This window comes from Bradyrhizobium sp. CCBAU 25360 (assembly GCF_028128695.1).
Taxonomy (GTDB): domain Bacteria; phylum Pseudomonadota; class Alphaproteobacteria; order Rhizobiales; family Xanthobacteraceae; genus Bradyrhizobium; species Bradyrhizobium ottawaense.
Genome location: NZ_LBJA01000001.1, coordinates 219,992 through 246,254 on the forward strand (window position 1 = coordinate 219,992; position 26,263 = coordinate 246,254).

General features: G+C 65.2%; 22 protein-coding genes. 15 read left to right on the plus strand and 7 right to left on the minus strand.

The genetic code is table 11. The features are described 5' to 3' along the window. Nucleotides 1–3: 3 nt before the first annotated feature. The 5 genes from XH81_RS00920 to XH81_RS00940 all read left to right on the plus strand — a co-directional run bounded on the left by XH81_RS00920 (nucleotide 4) and on the right by XH81_RS00940 (nucleotide 6,134). Nucleotides 4–1,392 (plus strand): surface carbohydrate biosynthesis protein, encoded by a 1,389-nt coding sequence (locus XH81_RS00920; protein WP_179879898.1) that lies wholly within the window; start codon nucleotides 4–6, stop codon nucleotides 1,390–1,392. A gap of 4 nt (nucleotides 1,393–1,396) precedes the next feature. Next, nucleotides 1,397–2,800 carry a capsular polysaccharide export protein, LipB/KpsS family gene (locus tag XH81_RS00925; RefSeq protein ID WP_097668482.1) on the plus strand — a complete coding sequence of 468 codons (1,404 nt, stop codon included), beginning with the start codon at nucleotides 1,397–1,399 and terminating at the stop codon, nucleotides 2,798–2,800. Between the two features lie 11 nt (nucleotides 2,801–2,811). Beyond that, on the plus strand, nucleotides 2,812–3,561 hold the full coding sequence (locus tag XH81_RS00930; protein ID WP_271595640.1) for a glycosyltransferase family 2 protein: 750 nt from the start codon (nucleotides 2,812–2,814) through the stop codon (nucleotides 3,559–3,561). A 103-nt stretch (nucleotides 3,562–3,664) separates the two neighbouring features. Beyond that, entirely contained in the window at nucleotides 3,665–5,143 is a 1,479-nt protein-coding gene (locus tag XH81_RS00935; RefSeq protein ID WP_097668480.1) for a DUF6056 family protein, read from the plus strand. A gap of 28 nt (nucleotides 5,144–5,171) precedes the next feature. Further along, entirely contained in the window at nucleotides 5,172–6,134 is a 963-nt protein-coding gene (locus XH81_RS00940; protein ID WP_095425651.1) for a glycosyltransferase family 2 protein, read from the plus strand. Nucleotides 6,135–6,147: 13 nt separating this feature from the next. Here XH81_RS00940 and XH81_RS00945 read toward each other — a convergent pair whose 3' ends face one another. Genes XH81_RS00945 through XH81_RS00955 form a run of 3 tightly spaced genes read right to left on the minus strand, consistent with a single transcriptional unit; the run spans nucleotide 6,148 to nucleotide 8,781 of the window. Further along, entirely contained in the window at nucleotides 6,148–7,071 is a 924-nt protein-coding gene (locus XH81_RS00945; protein ID WP_095425652.1) for a transketolase family protein, read from the minus strand. Continuing rightward, nucleotides 7,068–7,886 (minus strand): transketolase, encoded by an 819-nt coding sequence (locus tag XH81_RS00950; protein WP_097668479.1) that lies wholly within the window; start codon nucleotides 7,884–7,886, stop codon nucleotides 7,068–7,070. The genes XH81_RS00945 and XH81_RS00950 overlap by 4 nt, the downstream gene beginning before the upstream one ends. Further along, nucleotides 7,864–8,781: an NAD-dependent epimerase/dehydratase family protein gene (locus tag XH81_RS00955; protein WP_097668478.1), complete on the minus strand. Its 918-nt coding sequence runs from the start codon at nucleotides 8,779–8,781 to the stop codon at nucleotides 7,864–7,866. The genes XH81_RS00950 and XH81_RS00955 overlap by 23 nt, the downstream gene beginning before the upstream one ends. 169 nt (nucleotides 8,782–8,950) lie before the next feature. Here XH81_RS00955 and XH81_RS00960 point away from each other — a divergent pair, with 169 nt between their 5' ends. Both XH81_RS00960 and XH81_RS00965 read left to right on the plus strand, forming a co-directional pair. Beyond that, nucleotides 8,951–9,904: a sulfotransferase family protein gene (locus XH81_RS00960; protein ID WP_097668477.1), complete on the plus strand. Its 954-nt coding sequence runs from the start codon at nucleotides 8,951–8,953 to the stop codon at nucleotides 9,902–9,904. Further along, nucleotides 9,894–10,784 (plus strand): phosphotransferase, encoded by an 891-nt coding sequence (locus XH81_RS00965; protein WP_095425738.1) that lies wholly within the window; start codon nucleotides 9,894–9,896, stop codon nucleotides 10,782–10,784. The genes XH81_RS00960 and XH81_RS00965 overlap by 11 nt, the downstream gene beginning before the upstream one ends. Here XH81_RS00965 and rfbG read toward each other — a convergent pair whose 3' ends face one another. Together rfbG and rfbF are read right to left on the minus strand one after the other, a co-directional pair. Beyond that, nucleotides 10,785–11,849: a CDP-glucose 4,6-dehydratase gene (gene rfbG / locus XH81_RS00970; RefSeq protein WP_097668509.1), complete on the minus strand. Its 1,065-nt coding sequence runs from the start codon at nucleotides 11,847–11,849 to the stop codon at nucleotides 10,785–10,787. Continuing rightward, on the minus strand, nucleotides 11,846–12,616 hold the full coding sequence (gene rfbF / locus XH81_RS00975) for a glucose-1-phosphate cytidylyltransferase (protein WP_095425656.1): 771 nt from the start codon (nucleotides 12,614–12,616) through the stop codon (nucleotides 11,846–11,848). The genes rfbG and rfbF overlap by 4 nt, the downstream gene beginning before the upstream one ends. Nucleotides 12,617–12,832: 216 nt before the next feature. On the opposite strand from rfbF, the gene XH81_RS00980 reads away from it, so the two are divergent. The 7 genes from XH81_RS00980 (at nucleotide 12,833) to XH81_RS01010 (ending at nucleotide 19,982) form a co-directional block, all read left to right on the plus strand. After that, the gene (locus tag XH81_RS00980; protein ID WP_095425657.1) at nucleotides 12,833–13,795 is read left to right on the plus strand and encodes a UDP-glucuronic acid decarboxylase family protein; all 963 of its coding nucleotides are present in this window, start codon (nucleotides 12,833–12,835) and stop codon (nucleotides 13,793–13,795) included. Between the two features lie 39 nt (nucleotides 13,796–13,834). Further along, the gene (locus XH81_RS00985; RefSeq protein WP_095425658.1) at nucleotides 13,835–15,139 is read left to right on the plus strand and encodes a hypothetical protein; all 1,305 of its coding nucleotides are present in this window, start codon (nucleotides 13,835–13,837) and stop codon (nucleotides 15,137–15,139) included. A gap of 3 nt (nucleotides 15,140–15,142) precedes the next feature. After that, complete coding sequence (locus tag XH81_RS00990) at nucleotides 15,143–16,321, plus strand: CgeB family protein (protein ID WP_095425659.1); 1,179 nt, start codon at nucleotides 15,143–15,145, stop codon at nucleotides 16,319–16,321. Nucleotides 16,322–16,448: 127 nt separating this feature from the next. Beyond that, complete coding sequence (locus tag XH81_RS00995) at nucleotides 16,449–16,895, plus strand: hypothetical protein (RefSeq protein ID WP_095425660.1); 447 nt, start codon at nucleotides 16,449–16,451, stop codon at nucleotides 16,893–16,895. After that, nucleotides 16,892–18,013 carry a DegT/DnrJ/EryC1/StrS family aminotransferase gene (locus XH81_RS01000; protein WP_271595641.1) on the plus strand — a complete coding sequence of 374 codons (1,122 nt, stop codon included), beginning with the start codon at nucleotides 16,892–16,894 and terminating at the stop codon, nucleotides 18,011–18,013. Before XH81_RS00995 ends, XH81_RS01000 begins: the two co-directional genes overlap by 4 nt. Then, nucleotides 18,010–18,777, plus strand: coding sequence for a class I SAM-dependent DNA methyltransferase (locus XH81_RS01005; protein WP_097668476.1), 768 nt, complete (start codon nucleotides 18,010–18,012; stop codon nucleotides 18,775–18,777). Before XH81_RS01000 ends, XH81_RS01005 begins: the two co-directional genes overlap by 4 nt. Further along, nucleotides 18,774–19,982: a glycosyltransferase family 4 protein gene (locus tag XH81_RS01010; protein WP_095425663.1), complete on the plus strand. Its 1,209-nt coding sequence runs from the start codon at nucleotides 18,774–18,776 to the stop codon at nucleotides 19,980–19,982. The genes XH81_RS01005 and XH81_RS01010 overlap by 4 nt, the downstream gene beginning before the upstream one ends. Nucleotides 19,983–19,992: 10 nt before the next feature. Here XH81_RS01010 and XH81_RS01015 read toward each other — a convergent pair whose 3' ends face one another. Together XH81_RS01015 and XH81_RS01020 are read right to left on the minus strand one after the other, a co-directional pair. Then, nucleotides 19,993–21,573, minus strand: coding sequence for a hypothetical protein (locus tag XH81_RS01015; protein WP_095425664.1), 1,581 nt, complete (start codon nucleotides 21,571–21,573; stop codon nucleotides 19,993–19,995). 45 nt (nucleotides 21,574–21,618) lie between these two features. Continuing rightward, on the minus strand, nucleotides 21,619–22,299 hold the full coding sequence (locus XH81_RS01020; RefSeq protein ID WP_097668475.1) for a hypothetical protein: 681 nt from the start codon (nucleotides 22,297–22,299) through the stop codon (nucleotides 21,619–21,621). A 334-nt stretch (nucleotides 22,300–22,633) separates the two neighbouring features. On the opposite strand from XH81_RS01020, the gene XH81_RS01025 reads away from it, so the two are divergent. Continuing rightward, nucleotides 22,634–26,245, plus strand: coding sequence for an autotransporter domain-containing protein (locus XH81_RS01025; RefSeq protein WP_097668474.1), 3,612 nt, complete (start codon nucleotides 22,634–22,636; stop codon nucleotides 26,243–26,245). The last annotated feature ends 18 nt before the right edge of the window (nucleotides 26,246–26,263 follow it).

Here is a 26,263-nt window from a genome sequence, read left to right on the forward strand (position 1 = left end):
ATCTTGCGCATAGGCCTGGTGGTCGATCACCCCAAGCGTGACCTGCCGGGGGCAGTCATGCTTGGTTATCAACTCGCGCGGCGCGGCGTCTCTGTCGCGCTGGTGCCGATGTACGAGCAGGCCGTCGATGTCCCACGGCTCGGGCTGGACGCACTCGTCGTCAACTACGCCCGTCCCGTCAATCTCGATTTGATGCGCAGCTTCGCTGGAGCGGGCCTCGCCCTGTACGTGCTCGATACCGAAGGGGGCGTGCTCGCAGAAAAGGGCGGCAACTCGCCGCCCGCAATGGCCGCCCACATCAAGGGCAGCGGCTACGCCGACATCCTGGCGGGTTATTTCTTCTGGGGCAATCGGCTGCACGACGCCTTCCTGGCCGCCGGAACCATGAAGCCGGAGCAGCTTCACCTCACCGGATGTCCGCGCTTCGACTTTGCAGCCCCACGTTGGCGCGCGTTGCTCGACGGCGAGCCGCGCGGCTATCTGCTCGTCAACGCCAACTTTCCCCTGGTCAATTCGCGCTTCGCAGGCAAGCCGGGTGGTGAGCGCGAGGCGATGGTGCGGGCCGGTTGGGATGGCGCCTATGTCGATCGCTTCATCGCGGACCTGAAGCAGGTCTTCGCTAAATATCTCGTCGAGATCGACCGGCTCGCCGCGGCGCGGCCCGACCGCAACATTCTCGTGCGGCCGCACCCCTTCGAGAGCGAGGACGTCTATCGCAACGCCCTCTCGCGCCACGACAACGTCCTGATCGACGGCACCGGCAGCGTCCTCGACCGCATCCGCAACGCCGCCGCAGTGATCCATCTCAATTGCGGAACGGCCGTCGAATCGGTGTTGCTCGGAAAGCTGCCGCTCCAGCTCGAATATCTGAACACGCCGGTCACCGCCGGCCATGCCGCACTGCCCGCGCGCGTGAGTCGCCCGGTCGCTTCGTTCGACGAGTTGCTTGGCGCGATCGATCACATCGAGCGCGAGACCGAGACTTTCGACTTCGCCCGCGTTCACGCCGCCGATATCGAGGCCTTCTTCCATCTCAATGACGGAAAAGCCGCCGAACGTGTCGCCGAAGTCCTGACCAGCGTAGCGGGCTCGCGCCGGCCTTACGTCTCGCTGCTCGCGACCGTGAAGGGGACGCGTGCCAAGCCGAGCCTTGGCCAGATCGTCAAAGGGGCCGCCAGCGCCGCGCTCGGCTCTGCCGTCACGGAGCGGCTGCGCAGCCAGTTCAATCCCGCCCGGCGCGACAAGCGAATCGCACCGCCCTTCGTCCAGACCCTGCTCCAGCGCATCGCCGCTCACGATCAGGCGAGCCCGTCTCAATTTACGGCAAGACGCGCACAATGCGCGACGACGGGCTTGCCGCTCGCAAGTATTGCGATCGAACACGCCCAATAGAGCCATGGCCACACCTGCAAAGACCATTCTCATCACCACGCTTGCCGAATACCAGACCCGGTTCTGGATTCCGGTCGCGCAGCGGTTGCGCGCGGCAGGCCATGATGTCGAGTTGCTCGCCTTCGACGATCGCAGCGCGGAGATGTCGACGACTGAAGGCGTTCCGGTCACGAACATGTATCGTGAGGGCCTCAAGGCCGGCCCCGCGCCCGACGATCGCAAAGCGTTCGACGCGCGCGTTGCGGCCTACGGGCTCAACGGGACCAACTTCCTGTTCAGCCATGAGCGTTTCACTTTCGGCATCCGCGACACCGCGGCACTGCGCCGGCGCTTCATGATCTACGCCAATGCGATGGAGACAGTGCTCGACCGGCTCGAGAAGCAAGGCAAGCGCGTCGAACTGGTGCAGGAGCTCGGCGGTTTCCTTTCGGTGATCGCGAGCTTCTACGCCGCCAGGCGCCGCGACATCCGCAACTGGTTCATCGAGCCCTCGTTCTTTCGTGGCCGGATGTACTTCACGCCCGACACACTCGGTGCACCCGACGTGATGCCGACGCCGACGGACGCTGTCTCATCAGAAGTGCGCGCCTATCTGGACGATACGCTGACGCAACGCGCGATCGTCATCCCCAAGAAGGATCAGCACCATTATTCGGCGGCCTTCAAGAAGGTCGTCAATTTGCGTAACGCGCGCCGCCTCACCGAGAAGCTGTGGGACCAGTTCGCGCTCGGCAAGCACCAGGAGTTCGGGCACAATCTGCGACATGCCCGGGTGCACGCCGCGATGGCGCTCAACGCGACGCGGCTGCGCAAGCTCTATAAGCCGATCCCCGCGGCGCCCTTCGTCTACTATCCCTTCCACGTTCCCGCCGACATGGCGCTGACGCTGCGCTCGCCGGACTATCTCGACCAGGTCGCGACCGTCGACTTCCTGCTGCGCACCATCCCGGATTCGCATGTGCTCGTGGTGAAGGAGCATCCCGCCCAGATCGGCGCGATCTCGGCCGATCGCCTGTTCGAACTGGCGCGCAGGTTCGACAATTTCGTGCTGCTGCCACCGCAGACCAACAATTACACCGTGCTCAACCGCGCCGATGCCGTCATCTCGGTCAACAGCAAATCGGGCGCCGAGGCGCTGCTGCTCGGCAAGCCGGTCGTGGTGATGGGCGATGCGTTCTACCGCTCCTGCCCGCTGGTCTATGCGGTCGATCGTCTGGCCGATGTGCCCGCACGCCTGCGCGAGGCACTCTCCACCGGGCCGTTCGATCCGGCCAAAGGCGCCCCCTATTTCGAGTCCGCCTGGCGCCGGTCTTATCCGGGCGAGCTCTATATCAGCGATCCCAAGTTGCTCGACATTTTTGCGGCCTCCTTGCGCGCGGCCATCGCCGAGCCGGCCGGTGCGAACTGAACGGACCCATCATGCCGCTCGTCTCGATCATCACACCGTCCTGGAATGTCGAAGGCCTGATCAAGGAGACGATCCGCTCGGTGCAGAGCCAGACCTTCGCCGATTGGGAACTCCTGATCGCGGACGACTGCTCGACCGACAGCACGCCGGCGATCATCGCCGGCATCAGCGAGCGTGACCCGCGCGTCAAGCTGATCCGGATGCCGAAGAACGGCGGCCCGGCGCTTGCGCGCCAGGCGTCGATCGACGCCGCGCAGGGCCGCTATCTCGCCTTCCTCGACAGCGACGATCTGTGGCTGCCCGAGAAGCTCGAGCGGCAGCTCGCCTTCGCGAAGGCGAAGCAGGCTGCTCTCAGCTACACCGCCTTCCGCCGCATCAACGAGACCAACACCGTCACCGGGCGGCTGATCGAGGTGCCGGCCTCGCTCACCTATGGCCAGCTCCTGGAGAACACCGCGATCGCGACCCTGACCGCGATGGTCGACCGCGAGATCGCCGGTCCCATCGCAATGAAGAACGAGGGCTATGACGATTTCTGTCTGTGGCTCTCGATCCTCAAGCGCGGCCACACCGCCTACGGCCTCAACGAGGACCTTGCACGCTACCGCGTCAGGGGCTCATCGGTCTCCAGCCGACCGGCACGCTCGGCCAAATGGGTCTGGCAGATCTACCGCAACGTCGAGCACCTCTCGCTGCTCAGGTCGGCCTGGTGCTTTGCCCATTGGGGTACGCGGGCCTGGCTCAAACGGCGGGAGTTCTAGCGCCGCCGGCGGCTTAGCACGCAGCCACTTGCAACAGCCGGAATTGAACATTGCGACCTCGACGGGTTGCCTCTAATCTGCCCCGGATCGGAGGGGGCTTTGCGTGTACAATCAAGGTGTTATTCCACTGGCAGCGCGTCCCCACGCCGATCGCCGGGCCTGGATTGGCTGGACGCTCTGCAGCCTGTTTCCTGCAATTTTTCTGCTGCTTCTGTTCGCGCTCACGTCGCTTAGCGCGCCCGAGCATGACGACTTCTGCTTCGCGGATCTGTACGCGCGTCACGGGTTCATCGAGACCGTATCGCTCTTCTATCATTCGCAATCGGGCCGGGTGCTGGCCCTGTGGTTGACCCAGGTTCCGCCGGCGATCTCTGCCGCGGCAAATGTCAGCTTGCTGTCGGCCTATTCACTGATGATGGCTGTGAGCGCGGCGCTGTTCCTGGCCGGCACTGCCCTCGCCATGGTCCGGGCCTGGCCCCGCACCGCCGCTCTCCAGCTGGTTTTCCTCACGCTCGCATTCGCGAGCGCCGTGGTCAGCGCGGCGCCCAGCGTGCGGGATCTGCTCTATTGGCTCTCGGCCGTGACCTGTTACGTCCCGCCCGCGTTGATCACCATCCTGATCCTCGGGGAGTGCGTTCGGGCGCTTGACGGGGAAGCCGGCTTCTCGTGGACGCTCAGCCTCGCGATGGCCCTGGGCGGTTTCGTCGCTGCACTGGGCAATGAGTTTACCGGAACATGGCTGCTGCTGATCGTCTCGGCGTCACTGGGCGCGCGGTATCTCTTCGGCCAGCAGCGTCAGATCGTGCATCACATCCTGATCGCGACCACCATCGCGATCGGATGGATCATCGTCGTCTCCGCCAGCGGCAACAGCACGCGCATGGAGCAGCTCCCGAACGGCGGGCATGTGACATGGTCGCTTCTTCTAGCGCTGATCGATTCGCTCGCCGGTCTCGGCCGCTTCCTTCGAGAACCCGCCGTGGTCGTCTGGCTCGCCGCTGTCGGCCTCATTGCGTTGGCCGAGCCGCAAGCCACGCAACCAGCGCCGCAAAAGGGCAAGATGCTGGCTCTCGGCACGATCGCGATCTGCCTGGCATGCTGTTACTTCGAATATTTCGCTCATCGATATGCGACGGGGATGCGACTCATCGAGCGGGCGCAGAATCAGGCGCTCATCCTGCTGCTGTTCGGATCGACGCTGGGCGTCAGGCTGCTCGTCGGCGCCTACAGCCAGCAATTGCGCGAACGGCTTGCGGCGGGCGCGTTTCGTGGCCTGCTCGGTCCGGTCGGGTTGCCTGCGAGCCTGGCGTTGCTCACGATCGTCTCGCTCAGCCTGAGCTCAACGGCGTTTCAGCTGCGCGCCCAATGGCAGGGCCTGTATCCGTACTGGCAGGAGAGCGCCGATCGGCATGCCCTGTTGACCACGAGGCCCGAGCCGGTTGTCGTGGTTCCTCGGCACAAATGGACGCCATCCCTGCTGATGACCGCCGATGTGACGGCGGACGCCGACAGATTGCCGAACGACTGCATCGCCAGATACTACCACAAATCCGCCGTCTACGGCGCCGACACGCCGCGATGACCATTTGCCCTGCTTCAGAGATGCGAACGTGAAAACAATCAGCGTCATCACGCCCTGTTACAATGAAGAGCTCAACGTCAGGGATTGCTACGAGGCAATCCGGAAAATCTTCGACGGCGAGCTCCACGGCTACCAGCGCGAGCACATTTTCTGCGACAACGCCTCCGACGATCGCACCATGGAGATCCTCCGCGAGATCGCAGCACAGGACCCCGCGGTAAAGATCATCGTCAACGCACGCAACTTCGGACCGCTGCGCAACACCTTCAACGGCGTGATGGCCTCGCGCGGCGATGCCGTCCTGCTGTTCATGCCGGCGGACCTTCAGGATCCCCCGGAATTGCTTCCCGAGTTCGTCAAGCTGTGGGAAGCCGGCTACGAGATCGTCTATGGGATCCGCGCGGTGCGCGAGGAAAGCCGTCTGATGCGCGGGCTCCGCAACGCCTATTACCGCGTGCTGACCAGATTCTCCGAGCTCAAGGTGCCCCCGGGAGTCGGTGATTTCCAACTTGTCGACAGGCGCGTTGTCGAAGCCATGCGTCACGTCCGTGACGCCTATCCATTCATGCGAATGATGACGTTCGAATGTGGCGGTCGCATGGTCGGGGTGCCCTACACCTGGCGCGAGCGCAAGAAGGGGTTTTCGAAGAACCGCGCCGGCGCGCTGATCGACCAGGGCCTCAACGGGCTGGTGTCCTTCACCACGGCGCCGGTCCGGTTCGGGCTTCTCGCGGGCTTTCTGATCTCGGCCGTGAGCATCGCCTACGCGATCGTCAACTTCATCATCGGCCTCGTGCTTTATCAGAAGCTCGCCGAACCAGGCATCCTCACGTTGATCGTCGCCATGTTCTTCTTCGGCGGCGTACAGCTGTTCTTCATGGGCATGATCGGCGAGTACGTTCTCGCGATCTACGGACAGGTGCGCGAGAAGCCGGTGGTGTTCGAGCGCGAGCGCGTCAATTTCGATCCCTCGCCGCCGCCCGGCGCGTGAGGCGCAGGAGGCATCAGCGCTTCGCCAGCGATTGCTCGACCCGCGCGACGATCGCCTGAGCCGAGAGGCCCGCGGCATCGAGCAGCGCCTCGCGCGATCCCGCCTGCGAGGTCTTGCCACCCTGCTCGGGAATACCCATGCCCGTAATCGGCGGCCGGACCGCGTCTCCGGAAAACGCACCCGCCACCAGGCTGAACAGGCCGCCGCGCAGGATGTGCTCTTCCAGCGTCACGATGAGTGAGGCGTCGCGCGCGGCGTCGCGGATCGCGGCCTCGTCGAGCGGCTTCAGGCAGGAGACGCTGACCACGCCGACGTCCCTGCCGCGCCTCGTAAGCTCGTCGGCGGCCTCCAGCGCGCGCGAGGCAATCGGTCCCGATGCGAGGATGACGACATCCCGACCGTCACGCAAAACCCTGGGCTTGCGCAGGTCGGGCACGGCGGCGCCGAGATTCGGCTCCCCCTGACGGCTGAGCCGCAGATAAGAGGGCTTGCCGCTTCCTGCGATCAGACGCGTCGCGGCCCGCACCTCCATGGGATCGCAGGGCACGAACACCTCGATGCCCGGCAGCATCGACATGATCCCCGCATCCTCGAGCGCGTGGTGGGTGTAGCCCTGGCTGCCATAGGCATAGCCGGCACCCACCGCCACGACCTTGACGTCGGCACCGTGATAGCAGACGTCGTTGCGGAGTTGCTCGAGGCAGCGCAGCGTCGGGAAATTGCCGATCGAGTAGATGAAGACGGTCTTGCCCGATAGCGCGATTCCGGCGGCGATCCCCGCCATGTTCTGCTCGGCCACACCGACATTGAGATAACGATCGGGAAACTGCGCCGCGAACGGCTCCAGCACGGAGTAGCCGAGATCGCCGCAGAGCAGCCAGATATCGGGGTTTTCGCTTGCCGCCTGCGACAGGCTCTCGATGAACGTCGTTCTCATGCGCCGACCTCGGCCAGCGCTTGCGCGAGCAGCTCATCCGAAGGCGAGCGGTAGTGCCATTCGAGCTTGTTCTCCATGAAGCTCACGCCTTTGCCCTTCACGGTGTGGGCGATCACGACGGTCGGCCGGCCCGATGCCGCCGGCACGCCGCTCAGCGCACGCTCGAGCGCGGTGAGGTCGTGGCCGTCGATCTCCTCGACCTGCCAGCCGAACGCCTTCCATTTCTCGGCAAACGGATCCAGGTTCAACACCTCGGCGACCAAGCCGAAACTCTGGATCTTGTTGAAATCGACGATGACGCAGAGATTGTCGAGCTTGTGATGGGGCGCGAACAGGATGCCCTCCCAGTTCGAGCCCTCGTCGCATTCGCCGTCGCTGAGCAGGCAGAACACGCGGCTGCCGGCGCCCGCATTTCTTGCGGCCAGCGCCATGCCGATCGCAATCGGCAGGCCATGGCCGAGCGAGCCGGTCGAAACCTCGACGCCGGGCACGGCGTGGCTGACATGCCCGGTGAAGATCGAACCGTCGCGGCAATAGCTGTCGAGCTCGGCCAGAGAAAAGAAACCGCATTCGGCGAGCGTTGCGTACATGATCGCCGTGGCGTGGCCCTTGCTGAGCACGAAGCGATCGCGGTTCGGGCTTTGCGGCTCGGCGGGATCGACGCGCAGGATCCGCGTGTAGAGCACCGCCAGGATGTCCGCCATCGAGAGGCAGCCGCCGATATGGGAGGCCTTCGCGGCATGCACCATGCGCAACGCGTGCGCACGAATCCGTCGCGCGAATTCTTTCGGCTCAGGAAGATTTGGTCGCGTCATGCCACTCTACCGTCTCGCGTAGTCCCTGATCCAACGGCACTTCGGGCTTCCAGCCCAAGGCAAGCATGCGCGAAACGTCCGCAGCCAGGACCATAACCTGATCGGGCCGATACGCCAACTCGCCGAAGCCGAGAGCGGCGCCGGGGGCGACGAGATCGCGCAGCCGCGTCACCGTTTCGCGCAGCGGCGGGGCGTCCGCGCTGCCGACGTTGAAGACGCCGCTCGCCACTTCATGGGTGATTGCCAGCCGGAAGGCGCTCGCGGCGTCGCGCGCGTGCAGAAATCCCCAGCGCTGCTCGCAGGCCGTCAGCGCCATACGATGTCCCGAGCGCAAGTTCCGAATCATGCTCGGAATCAGCCAGTGATCGGCATCCTTCGGGCCGTAGGTCGAGAAAATCCTGAGCCAGGCGGCACGCAGGCCGCGCTCCTCGCACAGGCGCATCGCCATCGATCCGGCCGCGAGCTTGGCCATGCCGTACAATGTCGTCGGCCGTGGCGCGTCGTCCTCCCGGATCGGACGATCATAGGGTCCGTACTCCGCCTGCGATCCGGCTCCGACGAAGATCCTGGCGCCAACCTCGGCCGCGATCTCGGCGAGGCCCACCGTGTCAGCCACGTTGACGGCCTGAACCGGGCTGTTGCGATCGCTGCCTGCGACGCCGCGCCAGGCCATGTGCACGACCGCGTCCGGCGCGAACGCCCCCAGCGCTCCGCGCAGCCCGTCCGGATGCTCCAGACTGCCCGGGATCACGTGCAGCCGGTCATGAAGCGGCCCGAGGCGCCAACAGGAACTTGCCGGCCGCAACAGGACGGCCACCTCGTGCCCCCGCGCCATGAGGTCCGCAACGAGATAGGAGCCCAGAAAACCGCTCGCACCGGTGGCAAAAACACGCATAAGCCCCGGGTAGATCAGCTACCCCGGCCCCGTCAATGTCCCGCTTCGGCAAGCCCCCTGCCCGGGCCACGTTCCCGGCACGGCCGAAGGGCGATCCGAACTTGATTATCCGGCCCATGCGGCTAAACGGAGGGCCAGATCGAGGTTCGACGACGTTAGGGGTAGACGCATGAATGACTTCAGGCTGGCCATGGTTTCCGCAGGCTTCGAGCACGGCGGAAACGTCACCCATCGTCACTTCGACGGTCATCCCGACCTGCTCGTCTATCCCTTCGAATCGCAGCTCGGCAATCGCAACTTCAACGACTTCCTGGCCTCGGTCGAGCGCGTCCAGTACCGCTATCCCGAATTCCCGGAGGGGCTGACGGCCACCGAGCTCTATGAGCAGATGATCGACGAGGAACTGAAGACCTTCCTGCGCAAGCGCAACGGCTCCAAGTTCCGCGATGCGGACTGCGTGATGGACGAGAAGAAGCGGGTCGCCGAGTTCGCCCGCATCGTCGGCGAGCCGCCGATCTTCCGCCGCCAGGTGGTCGAGGCCTACTTCCGGTCGACTTTCGCGGCGTGGGAGAACTACTACACCAAGCCGCGCCCGGGCATGGTCCACGTCGGCTACTCGCCCGCCATCGGGATCGATGCCGATCGCATGGTGCGCGACTTTCCCAACGTCCGCATCCTGCACATCGTGCGCAATCCGTTCTCGGCCTACCGCGACACCAAGCGCCGCCCGTTCCCGCAGCCGCTGACCAAATACCTGATCACCTGGAACATCTACCACTCGACGGTCGAGATGTTCGCCAAAATGTATCCGCAGAACGTGCGGATCTTCCGTTACGAGGACCTCGTCGACGACAAGCGCAAGTTCATGACCGAGGCGGCCGGATTCATCGGCGTGCCCTTCGCCGACTCCATGCTCTATCCGAGCTGGAACGGCGTCGAGATCAAGGACTCCATCGCGCCCTGGGGAACCGTGCTCAAGAGCACCAAGGACTACAACCAGGCCGTGATCCAGGAGCTCTCGGACGAGGAGCGCAAACAGATCGCACAGGGCACCGCGGCACTCGCCCGTCATTTCGGCTACGACCGGATCGACTATCTGAGCCCGCTCTATCGTGCTGAGTAAGATCGCGTTCTTCGAAACCGACGACCGCCCCGACATCGCCGCCGATCGCGCGCACCTCCTGCCCGCGCTGCTACAGCATCTGCAATCCCTCGGCCGTAACGTCACCGTTGCGGCGGCCCCCGGCGGCACGCTTGGTGCCTGCTTTGAGGCGGATATCGCCGGCGAAAAGCGGTTTCTGAAGACGCATCTGCCGGGCCCGCGCGCGCGCGCCAGCCTCGCCAAGGAAGCCGACATCCTCGAGCAGCTCTACGGCAACACGATCGTGCTCGACCGGTTCGAGATCCCGCTCGCGGACGGAGCGGCGCGACTCTGCCTCATGATGCCCGCGCTGGTGCCGCAGGCCGCCCCGATGCCGCCCGCTGATGCCGCCGCAATGGCCTGCGCGTGCAGTGAGCGGCTCAAGGACTGGCAGCCGGACGGCCTTGCCTCTTTCGATCACTATCTGGCGTCCGCCGCAGAGGCACTGAAGACGCTTTCGAGCCGCGGCCTGCTGGAGCGGGCCGGCGCGATCGAGGTGGGCAGGCTGATCGCGCTGCTCGGGGATCGTCTGGCGGATTTGCCCGAGGCGCTCTGTCACGGCGATTTCGGGCCGAAGAACATCATGCTCCAGGGCGCCGCGCGGCGCGTCATCGACTGGGAAGATGCATTCCGCGGCATCGCCGGCTACGACTACCTGTACTGGCTGACCTTCATGGAGAACCGGCCGTTCCTGCAAGAGGCCGCCTTCGGCCGAACCGGCCTTTCGCCCGAGGTCGAGCGCGCCATCCTCGTGCTCGTCGTCCTGCTCAAATCCTATCTGGCGGTCTTGTCGGGCGAGTATCTGAAGCACGCGGTGTCGGCAGAGGACCGCATTGCCGAGATCCTCGATCTGCCGGTCTGATCAGGCCTGCGCGGCGCCAGCGACCTGGTCGAGCTGATCGAGCGAGAAGCTGCGCAGGTCCCGGCCCTCACGCAGCGCCTTGTACCAATCCACAGTCAGCCGAAGGCCCTGCGCCAGATCGAGCCGCGGCGTCCAGCCGAGTTCGCTCCGCGCCTTCGCGCAGTCGAGCCTGAGATAGGCGGCTTCGTGCGGATGCGGGCCGGAATCGGCCGTCCACCGCGCCCCGTCGCCCCACAGCGCGATCAGATGATCGACCACGGTCCCGACCGGCACCTCGCTTGCGGTATCCGGTCCGAAATTCCAGCCCCCGACGAAACGCTCATCGCCCGCCAATCGCTCGACCAGCGAGAGATAGCCGAGCACCGGGTCGAACGCGTGCTGCCAGGGCCGCACCGAATTGGGATTGCGGATGCGGAGCGCCTCGCCGGCCAGGAACGCCTGCATCGCATCGGGCACCAGACGGTCGCGCGCCCAGTCACCGCCGCCGAAGACGTTGCCGGCCCGCGCGGTGGCGACGCGCGCCGCTCCCTTCGCGTTGAAGAAACTGTGGCGATAGGAATGCGTCACGAGCTCGGCGCAGGCCTTGCTGTTGCTGTAGGGATCGTCGCCGCCGAGCCGGTCGCCCTCGCTGAAGGCGGTGCCCATGCCGTTGTTCTCGTAGCATTTGTCGCTGGTGACGTTCAGGATCACCTTCACCGAGCGCAGAGGCCGTGCCGCCTCCAGCACATGCACCGTGCCCATCACGTTGGTCGCAAAGGTCTCGACCGGCTCTTCGTAAGAGGGACGCACCAGCGCTTGGGCAGCCATGTGGATGACGATGTCGGGCTCGGCCTCCGCCATTGCGGAGCGCAAGGTGTAGAGATCACGGATATCGGCAATGCGGTGCTTGATGTCGTCGGCGATGCGCGCCGTGATGAACAGCGCGGATTGGTGTGTCGGCGGCAGTGCATAGCCGTAGACGTCGGCTCCGAGGCGGCGCAGCAGCAGCGACGCCCAGGCGCCCTTGAAGCCGGTGTGGCCGGTGAGAAAGACCTTCTTGCCGCGCCAGAATGCCGGATCCGTCACCAGACCCTCCATTTGGCACGGTTGCCGGCCCACTCACCCTCGAGGAAGTTACGATCGCGCAGCGAGTCCATCGGGTGCCAGAAGCCGTGATGCACATAGGCGCGCAGATCGTCGCCGCGCACCAGTTGCTCCATCGGCTCGCGCTCCCAAATCGTGTTGTCGCCTGCGATCAGCTCGCCGACCGACGGCGACAACAGAAAGAAACCGCCATTGATCCAGCCGCCGTCGTCATTGGGCTTTTCCTCGAAATTGACGACCCGGTCGCCCTCGACGGCGATCGCGCCGAACCGCTTGGCCGGCCGCACCACCGAAACGGTGGCACGCCGCCCGTGCGCCTTGTGGAAAGCGATCTCGGCGGCAAGGTCGATGTCCGCGACGCCGTCGCCATAGGTCAATGCGAAGAAGGGCTCGTCCGCGACATAGGGCAACACCCGCTTCAACCGGCCGCCGGTCTGGGTGTCCTCGCCGGTGTCGACGAGCGTGACCCGCCACGGCTCGGCCGTCTCGCGATGCACTTCCATCCGGTTCTCGGCGATGTGGAAGGTCACGTCGGACATGTGCAGGAAGTAATTCGCGAAATACTCCTTGATCATGAAGCCCTTGTAGCCAAGGCAGATCACGAAATCATGGAAGCCATAATGGCTGTAGATCTTCATGATGTGCCACAGGATCGGCCGCCCGCCGATCTCCACCATCGGCTTCGGCCGCGTGCTGGTCTCCTCCGCGATTCGGGTGCCCAGGCCTCCCGCAAGAATTACGACTTTCATTCACCTGCTCCGAACGGGAGGCACGCTCCCCGCGTAATCCAGACGGCTTCTATACGAAGTGGCCGAACCTGGAAAATCATCGGTCCCTAAAGCCCTTCTGAGGTCAAGGGGTATTATACTACCTTACGCAAGACTATTGGCGTTTCCGCCCGTAGCCGATACCACTCTGCCGGCCGCACCGGGAGGACCGTCCCGAGATCCAGCTGGAACCCGATCATGCCGTTTGAAAGCTACAAGAACAGCCGCATCCTCGTAACCGGGGGCGCCGGGTTCATCGGATCGCATCTGTGCGAGCGACTGCTCGATACGGGAGCCGAGGTGGTGTCCGTCGACAACTACTTCACCGGCAGCCGGCGCAACATCGCCCATCTGATCGCAAATCCGCTGTTCGAGGCGGTCCGGCACGACGTCACCTTCCCGCTCTACATCGAGGTCGACGCGATCTTCAACCTGGCCTGCCCGGCCTCGCCGATCCACTACCAGCGCGATCCCGTGCAGACCACCAAGACCTCGGTGCACGGCGCCATCAACATGCTGGGGCTCGCCAAGCGACTCAAGGCGCGCATCTTCCAGGCCTCGACCAGCGAGGTCTATGGCGATCCGCTGATCCATCCGCAGACCGAAGATTACTGGGGCAATGTCAACCCGATCGGCGTCCGCTCCTGCTACGACGAGGGCAAACGCTGCGCCGAGACGCTGTTCTTCGACTATTGGCGTCAGCACAGCCTGCCGATCAAGGTCGCGCGCATCTTCAATACCTACGGTCCGCGCATGCAGCCAAATGACGGTCGCGTGGTGTCGTCCTTCATCGTCCAGGCGCTGCAGGGCGAGCCGATCACCGTGTTCGGCGACGGCGGGCAGACCCGCTCGTTCTGCTATGTCGACGACCTCGTCGAGGCCATCATGCGGTTGATGGTGACCGCGGAGGACATCACCGGCCCGATCAACCTCGGCAACAATTCCGAGTTCACGATCCGTGAACTCGCCGAGAAGGTCATCAAGCTCACGGGCTCGCGTTCCAAGCTGGTGTTCAAGCCGCTGCCGCAGGACGACCCGCGCCAGCGCCAGCCCGACCTTGCCAAGGCGAAGGCGGTACTGAACTGGGAGCCGAAGGTCGCGCTCGAGGACGGGCTGAAGGAGACGATCGCCTACTTCAAGCACTCGCTCGACATCGCCTGACCTGCTCGCAACGCCCATCGTCCGCAGCGAGCTTCCGCAATGAGCGCACCGGCCGGGATCATCAGCGATTTGCGCGCCCGGCTGGACTCGAAAGCCGCGCTGACGAGATTGGTGCTGCTGCACAGCGCCGTCACCTGCCTGTCGCTGATCGAGGTCGCGACCTTTCAGCTCTCCATCGACTTCGACCCGAAGCGCCTCTGGATCGCGGTCATCGTTGCGGCCGGCTTTTCCGTCGTCTCGCTGCTGTTTGCCTCAGCCCGCTTCTGCTTCGGCTATTTCGTCGGGTTCTATTTCTACACGATGATCCTGGGCTTCCTGTGGATCGACGTCTTCTCCGACTACAATTACCCGCGATTGCTTGCCGGAGTTTCCGCGGCATTGGCGCTGCTGCTCTGCCTGATGCCCGTGCTGTTCATCCGGGCACCGCTGCGACAGTTCGTGCCAATGTCCAATGCCCGCTTCGAGCATTTGCTGACGCTTATCCTCCTGGTCTCCATCGTCACCATCGCCGTCGCTTCGACCTACAATTTCCGCCTGGTCTCGATCGCGAACATCTATGACTACCGTGACACGCTCGAATTCCCAGGATTGCTGCGATATCTCATAGGATGGGTTTCCAGCGCGCTGCTGCCGTTTGCCTTCGCCAGCTACTGGCTGCTCGGCTATCGGTGGCGCGCAGGACTGGCGCTGGTCCTGCTCCTGCTATTCTATCCCATCACGCTGACGAAGTTCGCGTTCTTCACGCCAGCCTGGTTGATCGCGCTGGTGGTGCTGTCGCGGCTGCTGGAGGCGAGAGCATCGGTCATCGCCTCGATCTTCGTCCCGATGCTGATCGGGCTGCTCGTGATCTGGGTGACGGAGGCGAGCCTGAGGAGCATTCCCGGCAGGTATTTCGATATCGTCAACATCCGGATGATGGCGACGGCATCGGGCGCGCTCGAGCTCTACAACGATTTCTTCGCCAACCACCCGCTGACCTGGTTCTGCCAGATCTCCGTGCTCAAGCCGTTGATGCATTGTCCTTACGATGAGCCGCTCGCGGTGGTCATGCAGAACACTTACGATTTCGGCAATGTGAACGCCTCGCTGTTTGCGACGGAAGGCATTGCGTCCGTCGGCCCGTGGCTGGCACCGCTGACCGCGCTCGCAGCAGGTCTCGTGCTGGCGCTCGGCAACCGCGCCTCCGCGGGCCTGCCGCCCCGCTTCGTGCTGATGTCGTCGGGTGTGCTGCCGCACATCCTGCTCAACGTGCCGCTCTCCGTCGCCATGCTCACCCACGGCACCGCCATCCTGTTCCTGCTCTGGTACGTGATGCCCCGCACCCTGTTCGAAGAAAAGCCGTGAGCCGTGCGCATCCTGATCCTCAACGCCGACTATCCGCGCTTCCTCGCCTGGCTCTACCGGCGCACGCCAGGCCTGGAGAACGCGCCTTATGCGGCGCAGATGGCGGCGCGGAACGCCAGCCTGTTCGGCGTCGCCGATTTCTATTCGCGCAATTTCGGCGGCCTCGGGCACGCCGCCGCCGACATCCATGTCAATAATCCCTGGATGCGGGCGGCCTGGGCGCGAGAGCACGGGCTTGCCGTCACCGAGCCGCCGCCGCCCGGCACACCGGCCGCGCGCGATGCCGTTCCCGGCTGGCTGCAACGCGCGGTCGCCCCCTTCAAACCGGTGCTGCGGCCGCTCGCGCGCAAGGTCGGCCTCAGTCCGCGCCTTGATGCCGAAGCAGAAAAGATCCTGCTGGCGCAGATCGAGGACTTCAAGCCCGATCTCGTCCTCAACCAGGATCTGTTTCACGTCGACACGCGCCTGGCGCGCCGGATCAAAGGGATCGGCCGCCCCATCCTGGTCGGCCAGATTGGCATCTCGCCCTCACGCGGCGAGGACTGGTCGGTCTACGATCTCATGATCTCGCAGATGGCCGCGGTGGTGGACTTCTTCCGTGCCCACGGAGCGCGCGCCGAAGTGGTCCATCTCGCCTTCGAGCCCGGCATCCTCGACGTCCTGCCGCCGCCGCCCTCGCAGGAATTCGACGTCACCTTCGTCGGGGCCGTGTCAGCCGATCACCAGCTTCGCGTCGCGCAGCTCGAAGCGGTGGCGCGGCGCTACGATCTCAAACTGTTCGGCAGCGGTCTGCACTCCCTTCCCGCATCCTCGCCGCTGCACCGCTGCTACCAGGGCGAGGTGTGGGGCTCTGAGATGTACCAGGCACTGCGCGCCTCGCGCGTCACCCTCAATTCGCACATCGACATGGCCGGCCGCGAGGCCGGCAATGCCCGCCTGTTCGAAGCGACCGGCGTCGGCGCGTTCCTGCTCACCGACTTCAAGGACAATCTGCACAAATTGTTCGCTCCCGAGCGCGAGGTCGTTGCGTGGCGCAGCGTCGAGGACTGTCTCGCGTTGATCGATCGGTATCTCGCCGACGACACGGCGCGCCAGTCCATTGCCAAGGCGGGACAGGCCAGGACATTTGCCGCACACACTTTTCGCCGGCGTGTCGAAGAGATCCTAGGTTACATCAGCTGAACTCCGCATCGGCTGGCGGAGCAATCGTCATGATCCGTCCACCCTTGACGGTCCCGGCCAAAATGGCCAAAGTGCACAGCGGGACAGCTATCTCTCTCTAATCACAGCGATTTTTTCGAGGCCCACGATGGAACACGTCGAACAAGTTCGATTCGGCGACCAGCTCTACGCGATCATCGTGCGGGCCTCGTTCCGCGAGCCGGGCATCCACTTCTTTTCGACGCCGGAGCTGTCCCAGCAGCTCGCCTTCATGAGCCATCCGCAAGGCAAGACCATCGAGCCTCATCGCCACAACAAGGTGACGCGGGAGGTGCACTACACCCAGGAAGTCCTGCTGATCCAGAAGGGCAAGCTCCAGGTCGATTTCTACACGGTCGAGGAAAAATATCTCGAAAGCCGCGTGCTCGGTGCCGGCGACATCATCCTGCTCTGCAGCGGCGCTCATGGTTTCCACGTGCTCGAGCCGCTCGAGATGTTCGAGATCAAGCAAGGTCCCTATTCCGGCGAGAACGACAAGACCCGGTTTGCCGAAGCCTCCCCGTCCGAAATCCGGATCAAAGGCCCAAACCCGTGACCGCACCGTTCATTCCCGTCAACACGCCGCTGCTCGACGGCAACGAAGCCGATTATCTCGCCGAATGTATCCGGACCGGATGGATCTCCTCTGAGGGACCGTTCATCAAGCGCTTCGAGCAGGCCATGGCCAAGGCAGCGGGACGACGACACGGCATCGCCGTCACCAACGGCTCGGTCGCGCTCGATATCGCCGTCCACGCGCTTGGCCTCGATGAGGGGGCCGAAGTCATCATCCCGACCTTCACGATCATCAGCTGCGCCGCCGCCCTGGTGCGCGCCGGCCTCGTCCCGGTCGGGGTCGACTGCGATGCCGCGACCTGGAACATGACGGCCGAGGGTGTGGAAGCCGCGATCACGCCGCGCACGCGCGCGATCATGCTGGTCCACATCTACGGTCTACCGGTCGATCTCGATCCGATCCTGGCGCTGGCCCGCAAGCACGATCTGAAGGTGATCGAGGACGCCGCCGAGATGCACGGCCAGACCTATCGCGGCGCGCCCTGCGGCAGCTTCGGCGAAGTCTCGACCTTCAGCTTCTATCCGAACAAGCACGTCACGACCGGTGAAGGCGGCATGATCCTCACCGACGACGACGCGCTCGCCGATCGGCTGCAGGGCTACCGCAATCTCTGCTTCCAGCCGCAGCAACGCTTCGTCCACGAGGAGCTCGGCTGGAACGCGCGCATGACCAACCTCCAGGCTGCGCTTGGTGTCGCCCAGGTCGAGCGTCTGCCGCGCACGGTCGAGATCAAGCGCCGGATCGGCCGGCTCTATGACGAACATCTCGCAGGCCTCAACCGCATCCGCCGCCCCGTCGCCCGCACTGGCTATGCCGACAACATCTACTGGGTCTACGGCGTCGTGTTGAACGACGACGTGCCGTTCGACGCCAAGGAAGCGATGCGGCGCCTCGGCGAAAGGGGCATCGGGACCCGGCCGTTCTTCTGGTGCATGCATGAGCAGCCGGTGCTGCGCCGGATGGGCCTGATGCGCGACGAAAGTCATCCGAATGCGGAATACATCGCCCGGCGCGGTTTTTACCTGCCGAGCGGGCTTGCCCTGACCGACGACGAGATCGCGCGCTCGGCCGCGGCGCTGAAGGAGATCCTGGCGTGACGGTGTTCGCCGACTACGCGCCCTGGTATGATCTTCTCTATCAGGACAAGGATTACGCGGCCGAGACGGCATTCGTCGAAGCGCGCCTGCGCGACCACGGCGTTTCCTCGGGCAAGCTGCTCGATCTCGGCTGCGGCACCGGCCTGCACGCGCTCGCCTTCGCGCGCCAGGGGTGGAACGTTGCCGGCATCGATCTCAGCGACGAGATGATCGCGCGCGCCAAGACGCGCGCCGGGCAAGCCGGGCTGTCGATTCCGTTCCGGCAGGGTAATGCCTGCGAGACGGGTCCCGAACGCGATTTCGATGCAGTGGTGTCGCTGTTCCACGTCGCAAGCTATCAGACCAGCCGCGATGCGCTGACGGCCATGTTCTGCACGGCCCATGCGGCGTTGAAGCCGGACGGCGTCTTCTTCTTCGACTATTGGTACGGCGGCGCGGTGTTGGCGCAGGGCGTCGAGACGCGCGTCAAGGTGATCGAGCAGAAGCCGCTGCGCCTCACCCGCATTGCGCAATCCGATCATGACGAACAGGCCGCGACCGTCACCGTGAACTACACCCTGTTCTGCGAGGACCTGGATCGCGCCACGATCAAGCGTGTCGATGAAGCGCACCACATGCGCTACTGGTTTCCGTTCGAGATCGACGCGGCGCTCGTGGCAAGCGGCTTCCAGGGCGCCGCTCACGCTGCATGGTTGACGCAGGACGCGCCGAACTCGAAGAGCTGGGCGGCCTATGCGATCGCCAGAAAGAGTGTTGCACCGTGAGACCGCTGCGGCTCGCCGTGATGCTGGAACAGGCGCTCGAGGTCGGCGGCGGCTTCCAGCAGCCGCTCAATGACCTGCTCTGGCTGCGCGACTGGGCGGCCAAGTCGGGCAACGAGATCGTGGTGTACTCGCCCTATCCGAAGACCCTGGACATCCTGAAGGAGTTCGGCGTCGCGGCGCGCCTGCTCAAGTTCGGCCCGCTCGACCATGTCTTCCTGTTCCTGAAATATTGCGGGCCGTTCGATCTCGTCCAGATCGCGCTGAAGCTGAAATCGCCGTTCGAGCGTGCGCTGATCCGCGACGGCATCGACGTCGTGCACTTCACGTCGACCTCGAAGCGGCACCTGCTGCTCTACGAGCTGCCGTTCATCATCACGATCTTCGACGGCTGCCACCGCGACGCGCCGGAGTTTCCGGAAGTGAGGACGTTCGGCGAATTCGAGCGCCGTGAGATCCTGTTCGGCCTCGCCAGCACCAAGGCCGCGGTGGTGATCGTCAACGCGCCGGAGCTGGTCGACGATCTCTGCCGCCGCTATGCCATGGAAAAAGAGCGCGCGGTCTGCATCCCGTTCTCGCCCTCCACCTATGTCAGCCAATCCACATCCGACGCCGCAGACGACGAGGCGGTGCTGTCACGATACCGCCTCGAGCCCGGCTATCTGTTCTATCCAGCGCAATTCTGGCCGCACAAGAACCACATGACGCTGCTCGCGGCGCTCGCAAGCTTGCGCGAGCGGGGCATCACCGAACGGCTGGTGCTGTGCGGATCGGATCGCGGCGGCCGCGACAAGATCGATGCGGCGATCCGCACCTTTGGCCTGTCGGACCAGATCTCCATCATCGGCTTCGTCGAGTCCGCCGAGCTCGGCGCGCTGTATCGCGGCGCCGCGGCACTGGTGATGCCGAGCTATTTTGGCCCGACCAATCTTCCACCGCTGGAAGCCTGGGCGGTCGGCACGCCCGTGATCTATCCCGAGGCCTTCAAGGCCCAGGCCGGCGACGCCGCGATCCTGTTCGACTATGACGACCCGCGCTCGCTCGCGGATGCGATCGTCAGCCTGCGTACCGACGGCACGCGCGAGCGGCTGCGCGCGGCCGGTCACCTCCGCCTTGCGCAGTTTGCCGAGGAGACCAACGCCGGCCACCAGCAATTCGCCCGTCATCTCGAACGATTGAAGCACCGTCTGGCATTGACCGCGCGTTGAATAGCAACAGCTAGGCAGGAATCAGCGCCCGCAACCGCTCGCGCAGAGTTGTGCTCAACAGCGGGCTTGCGAGCATGCCGACCACGGTCAGCCAGATCGCGCATTGCACGATGAAGTGCACGAGCCCGCTCCCCGGCACCAGTACGATGATCGCCTGCCCGATCAGCCAGCCTGCTCCCACGACAATAACGGCCATGAGCATCAGGAAGGCGATGTGCTTGAACGGATGATGCAGGGTCTGGCGCATGACGATCAGCGCGAGCAGTCCGAACTGGATGAGGATGTCGCTTGCGACCACGGCGAGCGCGGCGCCAAGCGGCCCCAGATGCGAGATCAGGGCGAAGGACAGCGCCAGGAAGACCACGAGCTGGAGGCCTTTGGTCCGGATCAGGAGATCGCCGCGATTGCTGTGATTGGCAAAGACCAGAGCCAGCAGCGATGGCGCGACGGCCGCCGAGCCGAGCAGCAGCGTCACCGTGAGCGGCGCGTCGTAGGGGATGCTGCCATGGGTCCACAACGCGAAGAAGTCCGGCCAAAACGGCAGCAGGCCCGCGACGATCAGGCACGCCAGGGCCGTCACGAACACCGAGCCGTGGGCGTAGAGCCGGCGCAGCCGATCCTTGTCGCCGACCGCGTGGTCGTGGCCGAGCTCGGCGGCGAGCGGCAGCGTCACCTGGAGGCAGAGACCGCGCACCAGGCTCGCGATCACGCGCGTCAGGCCCCATTGCGCCACCGCGACGCGGTTCGTGACCAGCGCGGAGACGAGCAGCACGGGGACGTTGACGAGCGCAAGCTCGGTGATGTTGGCGACCGCGAAGGGCACCGCGCGGCCGAATTGCCCGAGGCTCCAGCGCAGCGATGGCGACACCAACGGCGGCTTGCCGGCGCGGCGCAGGAACGGAAACAGTCGCGGCGCGTCGAACGCAGCGAGCAGGATCGCGAACAGGAGCTGCATCGACACGAAGGCTATCGCGACCGCAAGCAGGCTGCCGAACAATGCGAGCGCCGCAAGCTGGGCGATCTGTCCAAGCAGCAGCGCGGCGTTTTGCAGCCAGACCGTCCGGCCGTAATGGCCGCGCACCCGATAGAGGCCGGAGACGAGGTTGGCGGGGACGGTCAGAAGCATGCCCAGCGTCATCACCAGCATCGCAGCATCGAATGTCGGCGCGGCCTGAAAGCCGAGCACCGCCGATGGCGGCGCGAGGACCACCGCCGCGCACAGCAGGACACCCAGCACCGCCACGATGGCGAGATAGATCCGCAGCAGGGCCGAATAGAAATTCGCCGTGCGCCCGTCGCAATCGGCGCAAGCCTTGAACGCGAGAAAGCGGTTGATCGCGCGAAGCTGCAGTCCGGCATCCGCCACGACGACGAGGCTTCCCGCCGCATAGATCGCGAGCCAGGCCGCGAGCATGTCGCCGGTCCAGACATGCAGGAAGGCCGGGATGAGCAGGAGCTGCTGAGACAGCCCCAGCGCCATCTGGACCAGGTTGGCGGACCAGCCCTGCAAGAGGCGGCGGCCGCGACTGATGCCGGCAGGTCTGCTCGAACCGTCGGCCGTGCCGGGCCCGTCAATTTGCTTGTCGGTCAAGCCGCGTCCTTCCCGTCAAGCAAACGGCCGCGCGCCCACGAGCGCTCAGAGCCCATCCGACTCGCCGTTCTTCGGCGTCGAGCGCGGCACGAAGGGGGAGAACGATGGATCGGCCGGGCCCGGCATCGTCAGCTTGCCCCCGGCATCTGCCGGCGGGCTCGCGGCAGCGGCAGGGTCCGGCCGCTGGAGCACCAGCACCTCGCTGCGCTCGCCCTGCTTGAACGTCACCTCGCGCGGCTGCACCGAGGTCAGCGACCAGCCTGCGAGCGATTCGCCCTGCCGCAGACGCACGACCTTCTGATCGGTGCGGTTGACGAGAATTGCGATCGCATCGCCCTCGCCCACCACGGCCCCGACCAGCGACAACGGCGGCGGCGCCTCGACTGGCTTGGGCAGCGGCGCGGGACTTTCCTCGACCGGCGATGCGGCGACCGCGCGCGGCGGCGGCCGGCGCATGGCCGAGAAGATCGGGCGTTCCTGGGTCGCGGTCAGCGCCGAGAGCGGCACCGACCACAGCGGATTGCCGCGAGGAATGGGCTTGCCTGGCGCCTGCTGCGCGGGCCGCGCGATCGGCTTCATCGTCCCGACATCGACACTTTCAGCTGGATTGCCCGCCGCGTCGTCCGACAGGACATCAACGCGCGATGAGGTGGCCGCCATGGTCCCGGCCATGCCCAGAACCATGCACAGCGCGGCCAATCCTGTCGGCCTCAGCCACCCGGACATCGACATTCCCCTGCGACCACCGGCCGCGCCACGCGACGGCGAGGCATCCGCGCCAAACTAGTTCCGATCTGCGGCGTCATCAACCCACACCGTCCGGCCCAACCCGACGCGCAGGTCCAAATCTGCCCCGCACCTGTTGCAATGCATGAATATGTTGCCCGATGGCCACGATGGCTGAAAATGCAAAGCGAAACAGGGAGGAAGCCGGCGCAAATGGATATCCGTTCATTGCAGGCCGTTGCGGCGCCATGAGATCATGGCATGGGCGCCGGGCCTCGGCACGCGCCCCGGTTGCATGTTTGCGATGATTTCTTTGCTGATTTGAGACGATCGGATGGCTGGACCGACAATGGCAGGTGGAAGGATTGGATACGGGCTGCGATCCGTCACGCGCCACTCGCTGGCCATACTCCTCGCCACCACGGCGCTCGGCGTCGTCGCCGCGCATGCCGTGGACGGCACGTGGACGGGCGGCTCCTCCGACTGGACGGATCCAACCAACTGGTCCTCCAATCCGAGCGTGCCCGACGAGACCGCAACCTTCACCAACACCGGAAGCACGGCGGTCGACAACAACAACGGTGTCGTCAGCATCGGCACGATCCAGTTCGCGAACACCTCGCAGGCTTATACATTCACGATCGGCAACCCGTTCATCGTCAACGCCACGGGCATCATCAACAACGATACGGTCAATACCCAGACCTTCCAGGTCACCTCCGGCAACAATCTGGTGTTCCAGAACAGCAGCACCGCGAGCGGCGGCGCCGGGGCCGTGACGATCACGAACGATGTCGGCGGCAACGTCAACTTCATCCAGGACAGCACGGCGGGAACGGCAAGCCTCGCCAACAGCGGCTTCGTCACGTTCGAGGATTCGGCCTCTGCCGGCAGCGCCCAGATCACCAACAATGCCACCGGTCAGATCGATTTCTTCACCAACGCCTCGGCCGGCACGGCGACGATCAACAACGGCGCAGGCGGGGTGCTGAACTTCCACAACACCACCACCGCCGCCACCTCGTCCATCATCAACGACGGAACGGTGAACTTCGACGGCTCCGCCACCGCAGGCAGCGCCACGATCACCACCAACAACGGCGCGACGACGAACTTCACCGGCACCTCTAGCGGCGGCAGCGCCAAGTTCATCACCAATGCCGGCGGCACGGTCGACATCTCAGGCCTGACCAGCGGCGGCACGACGGCCGGCTCGATCGAAGGCGCCGGCAATTATGTTCTCGGCGCCAACACGCTCACCACCGGCAGCCTCAACACCTCGACCCAGGTCGACGGCATCATCTCCGGCACCGGCGGCCTGACCAAGGTCGGCACCGGCACGCTGACGCTGGCCGGCACCAACACCTATGCCGGCGCAACGACGATCTCGGCCGGAACGCTGGCGATCTCGGGCTTTGGCAGCATCTCGTCATCCAGCGTCGTCACGGTGGACACGACGTTCGACATCTCGGCGTCCGCGGTTCCGTTCAACGCCATCACGACGCTCGCCGGCAGTTCCTCCGGCGTCGTCAACATGGGCAGCAACGGGCTCGTGATCACCAACGGCTCCACCGAGTTCGCGGGGGTGATCCAAGGCACGGGCGGGCTCGAGGTTTTCGGCGGAACCCAGACGCTCTCGGGCGTGAACAGCTACAGCAACGCCACCCAGATCGACGCGGGCGCGACGCTGGCGCTGAAGGGCAGCGGCTCGATCGCGAATTCGCTCTACGTTGGATTCGCCGGCGCAGGCGCAACGTTCGATATTTCCCAGACCACGTCCGGCGCGTCGGTGACCCGGCTCTTGTCGTTCGGTCCCAACGGCGTCGTTGCGCTGGGATCGAAGACGCTGACCGTCACGGTCGGCAATTCCTTCGGCGGCGTGATTCAGGACGGCGGCATCGGTGGCGGCACCGCCGGCAACCTCGCCATCGCGAGCGCAGCCGTGCAGCAGCTCTACGGCATCAACACCTATACCGGCACCACGACCATCGCGAGCGGCGGCGAACTGGATCTCATCAACGCCGGCGGCAGCGACGGCAGCATCGCGACCTCGAGCAATGTCATCGCCAACGGCGTCTTCGACATCTCGGCCTTGAGCACCGGCACCTCGATCAGGTCGCTGTCGGGCTCGGGCGCGGTCAATCTCGGCGCCAACACGCTGACGATCACCAATGGCAACAGCACCTTCGCCGGCGTCATCGACGATGGCGCCGCGGGTGGCGGCCTCACGCTCGCCGGCGGCACGCAGACGCTGACTGGCATCAACACCTATACCGGCGCCACCGCCGTGAACGGCGGCACGCTGGTGGTGGACGGCTCGATCCTGAATAGCCCGGTCACCGTCAACGCCGGCGGCACCCTCGCCGGCAGCGGCACGATCGCCGGCGTCGGGGTCAATGGCGGCACGCTGGCGCCCGGCAGCGCGGCGAGCCCGTTCGGCCCGATGACGATCAGCGGATCGCTGACCTTTACCGCCGCCTCGACCTATCTGGTGCAGGTCTCCTCGACCAACGCCAGCCTCACCCAGGTCACGGGCGCGACCGACCTCGGCGGCGCGACCGTGCGCGCGAACTTCACCTCAGGCACGGTCAAGAAGCAGTACACGATCCTGACCGCGGCCGGCACCCTGGTCGGCAGCACCTTCAATCCGACCGTTTTGTCGAACATGCCGACGCTCAACGCGACGCTGAGCTACGACGCCAGCACCGTGTTCCTCAACGTCAACGTCAATTTCGCGCAAGGCGGCGGGCTCAACGTCAACCAGCAGAACGTCGCGAACACGCTGACCAGTTTCTTCAACACCACCGGCGGCATTCCCGCGGCCTTCGCTGCGCTGTCGCCGGCGGGGCTGACGACCGCCTCGGGTGAGTTCGGCACCGGCATCATCCAGTCCGCGATCAATGCCGACGGCCAATTCCTGAACCTGATGCTCGACCCGACCGTCGTCGGACGCAGCGGCGGCTTCGCCAAGGCGGGCAGCGTCGCCCAGTTTGCCGAGAGCGATAACGCAGCCTCCTATGCGTCGATGCGGCCGGCCACCGCGCGCGAGCGCGAGGCTTATGCGATGGCGACCAAGGCGCCGCTGCTGTCCTCGCAGCCGAGCAGCCGCTGGAGCGTCTGGACCGCGGGCTATGGCGGCTCGGCCGAGGTCGGCGGCAATGCCACGGTCGGCTCGCAGGATTTGACCGCGCGGGTCTGGGGCGGCGCGGCCGGCGCGGACTATCGGGTCTCGGTCGACACACTGGTCGGCTTCGCGCTCGGCGGCGGCGGGCTGAACTACTCGCTCGCCAATGCGATGGGCTCGGGCTCGGCCGATTTGTTCCAGGCCGGCGTCTATGGCCGGCACAATTTCGGACCGGCCTACATCTCGGCCGCACTCGCCTATGGCTGGCATGACGTCACCACCAACCGCACCGTAGCGCCGGGCGGCTTCGACCAGCTCCAGGGCCGCTTCAAGGCCGACACGTTCTCGGCCCGCTTCGAGGGCGGCTATCGCTTCACGACGCCGCTGATCGGCATCACGCCCTACGCTGCGGCACAGGTGACGAACTTCAACCTGCCGAACTATTCCGAAGTCAGCCTCAATGGCGGCGGGCTGTTCGCGCTGAATTACGCTTCGCAATCGCTGACCGACACCCGCTCCGAGCTCGGCCTGCGCACCGACAAATCGTATGCGATGCAAAACGGCGTGCTGACGCTGCGTGGCCGCGCCGCCTGGGCGCACGACTACAATCCGGACCGCGCCGTCACCGCTCTGTTCCAGACTTTGCCGGGCACCAGCTTCGTCGTGAACGGCGCCAGGGTCGATGCCGACTCCGCGCTCGTCAGCGCCAGCGCCGAGATGAAATGGCTGAGCGGCTTCTCGATCGCCGGCACCTTCGACGGCGAGTTCTCCGGCAACGTCACCAGCTATTCCGGCAAGGGCGTGTTCAAGTACAGTTGGTGACCCGGCGAGCCCGCCGGT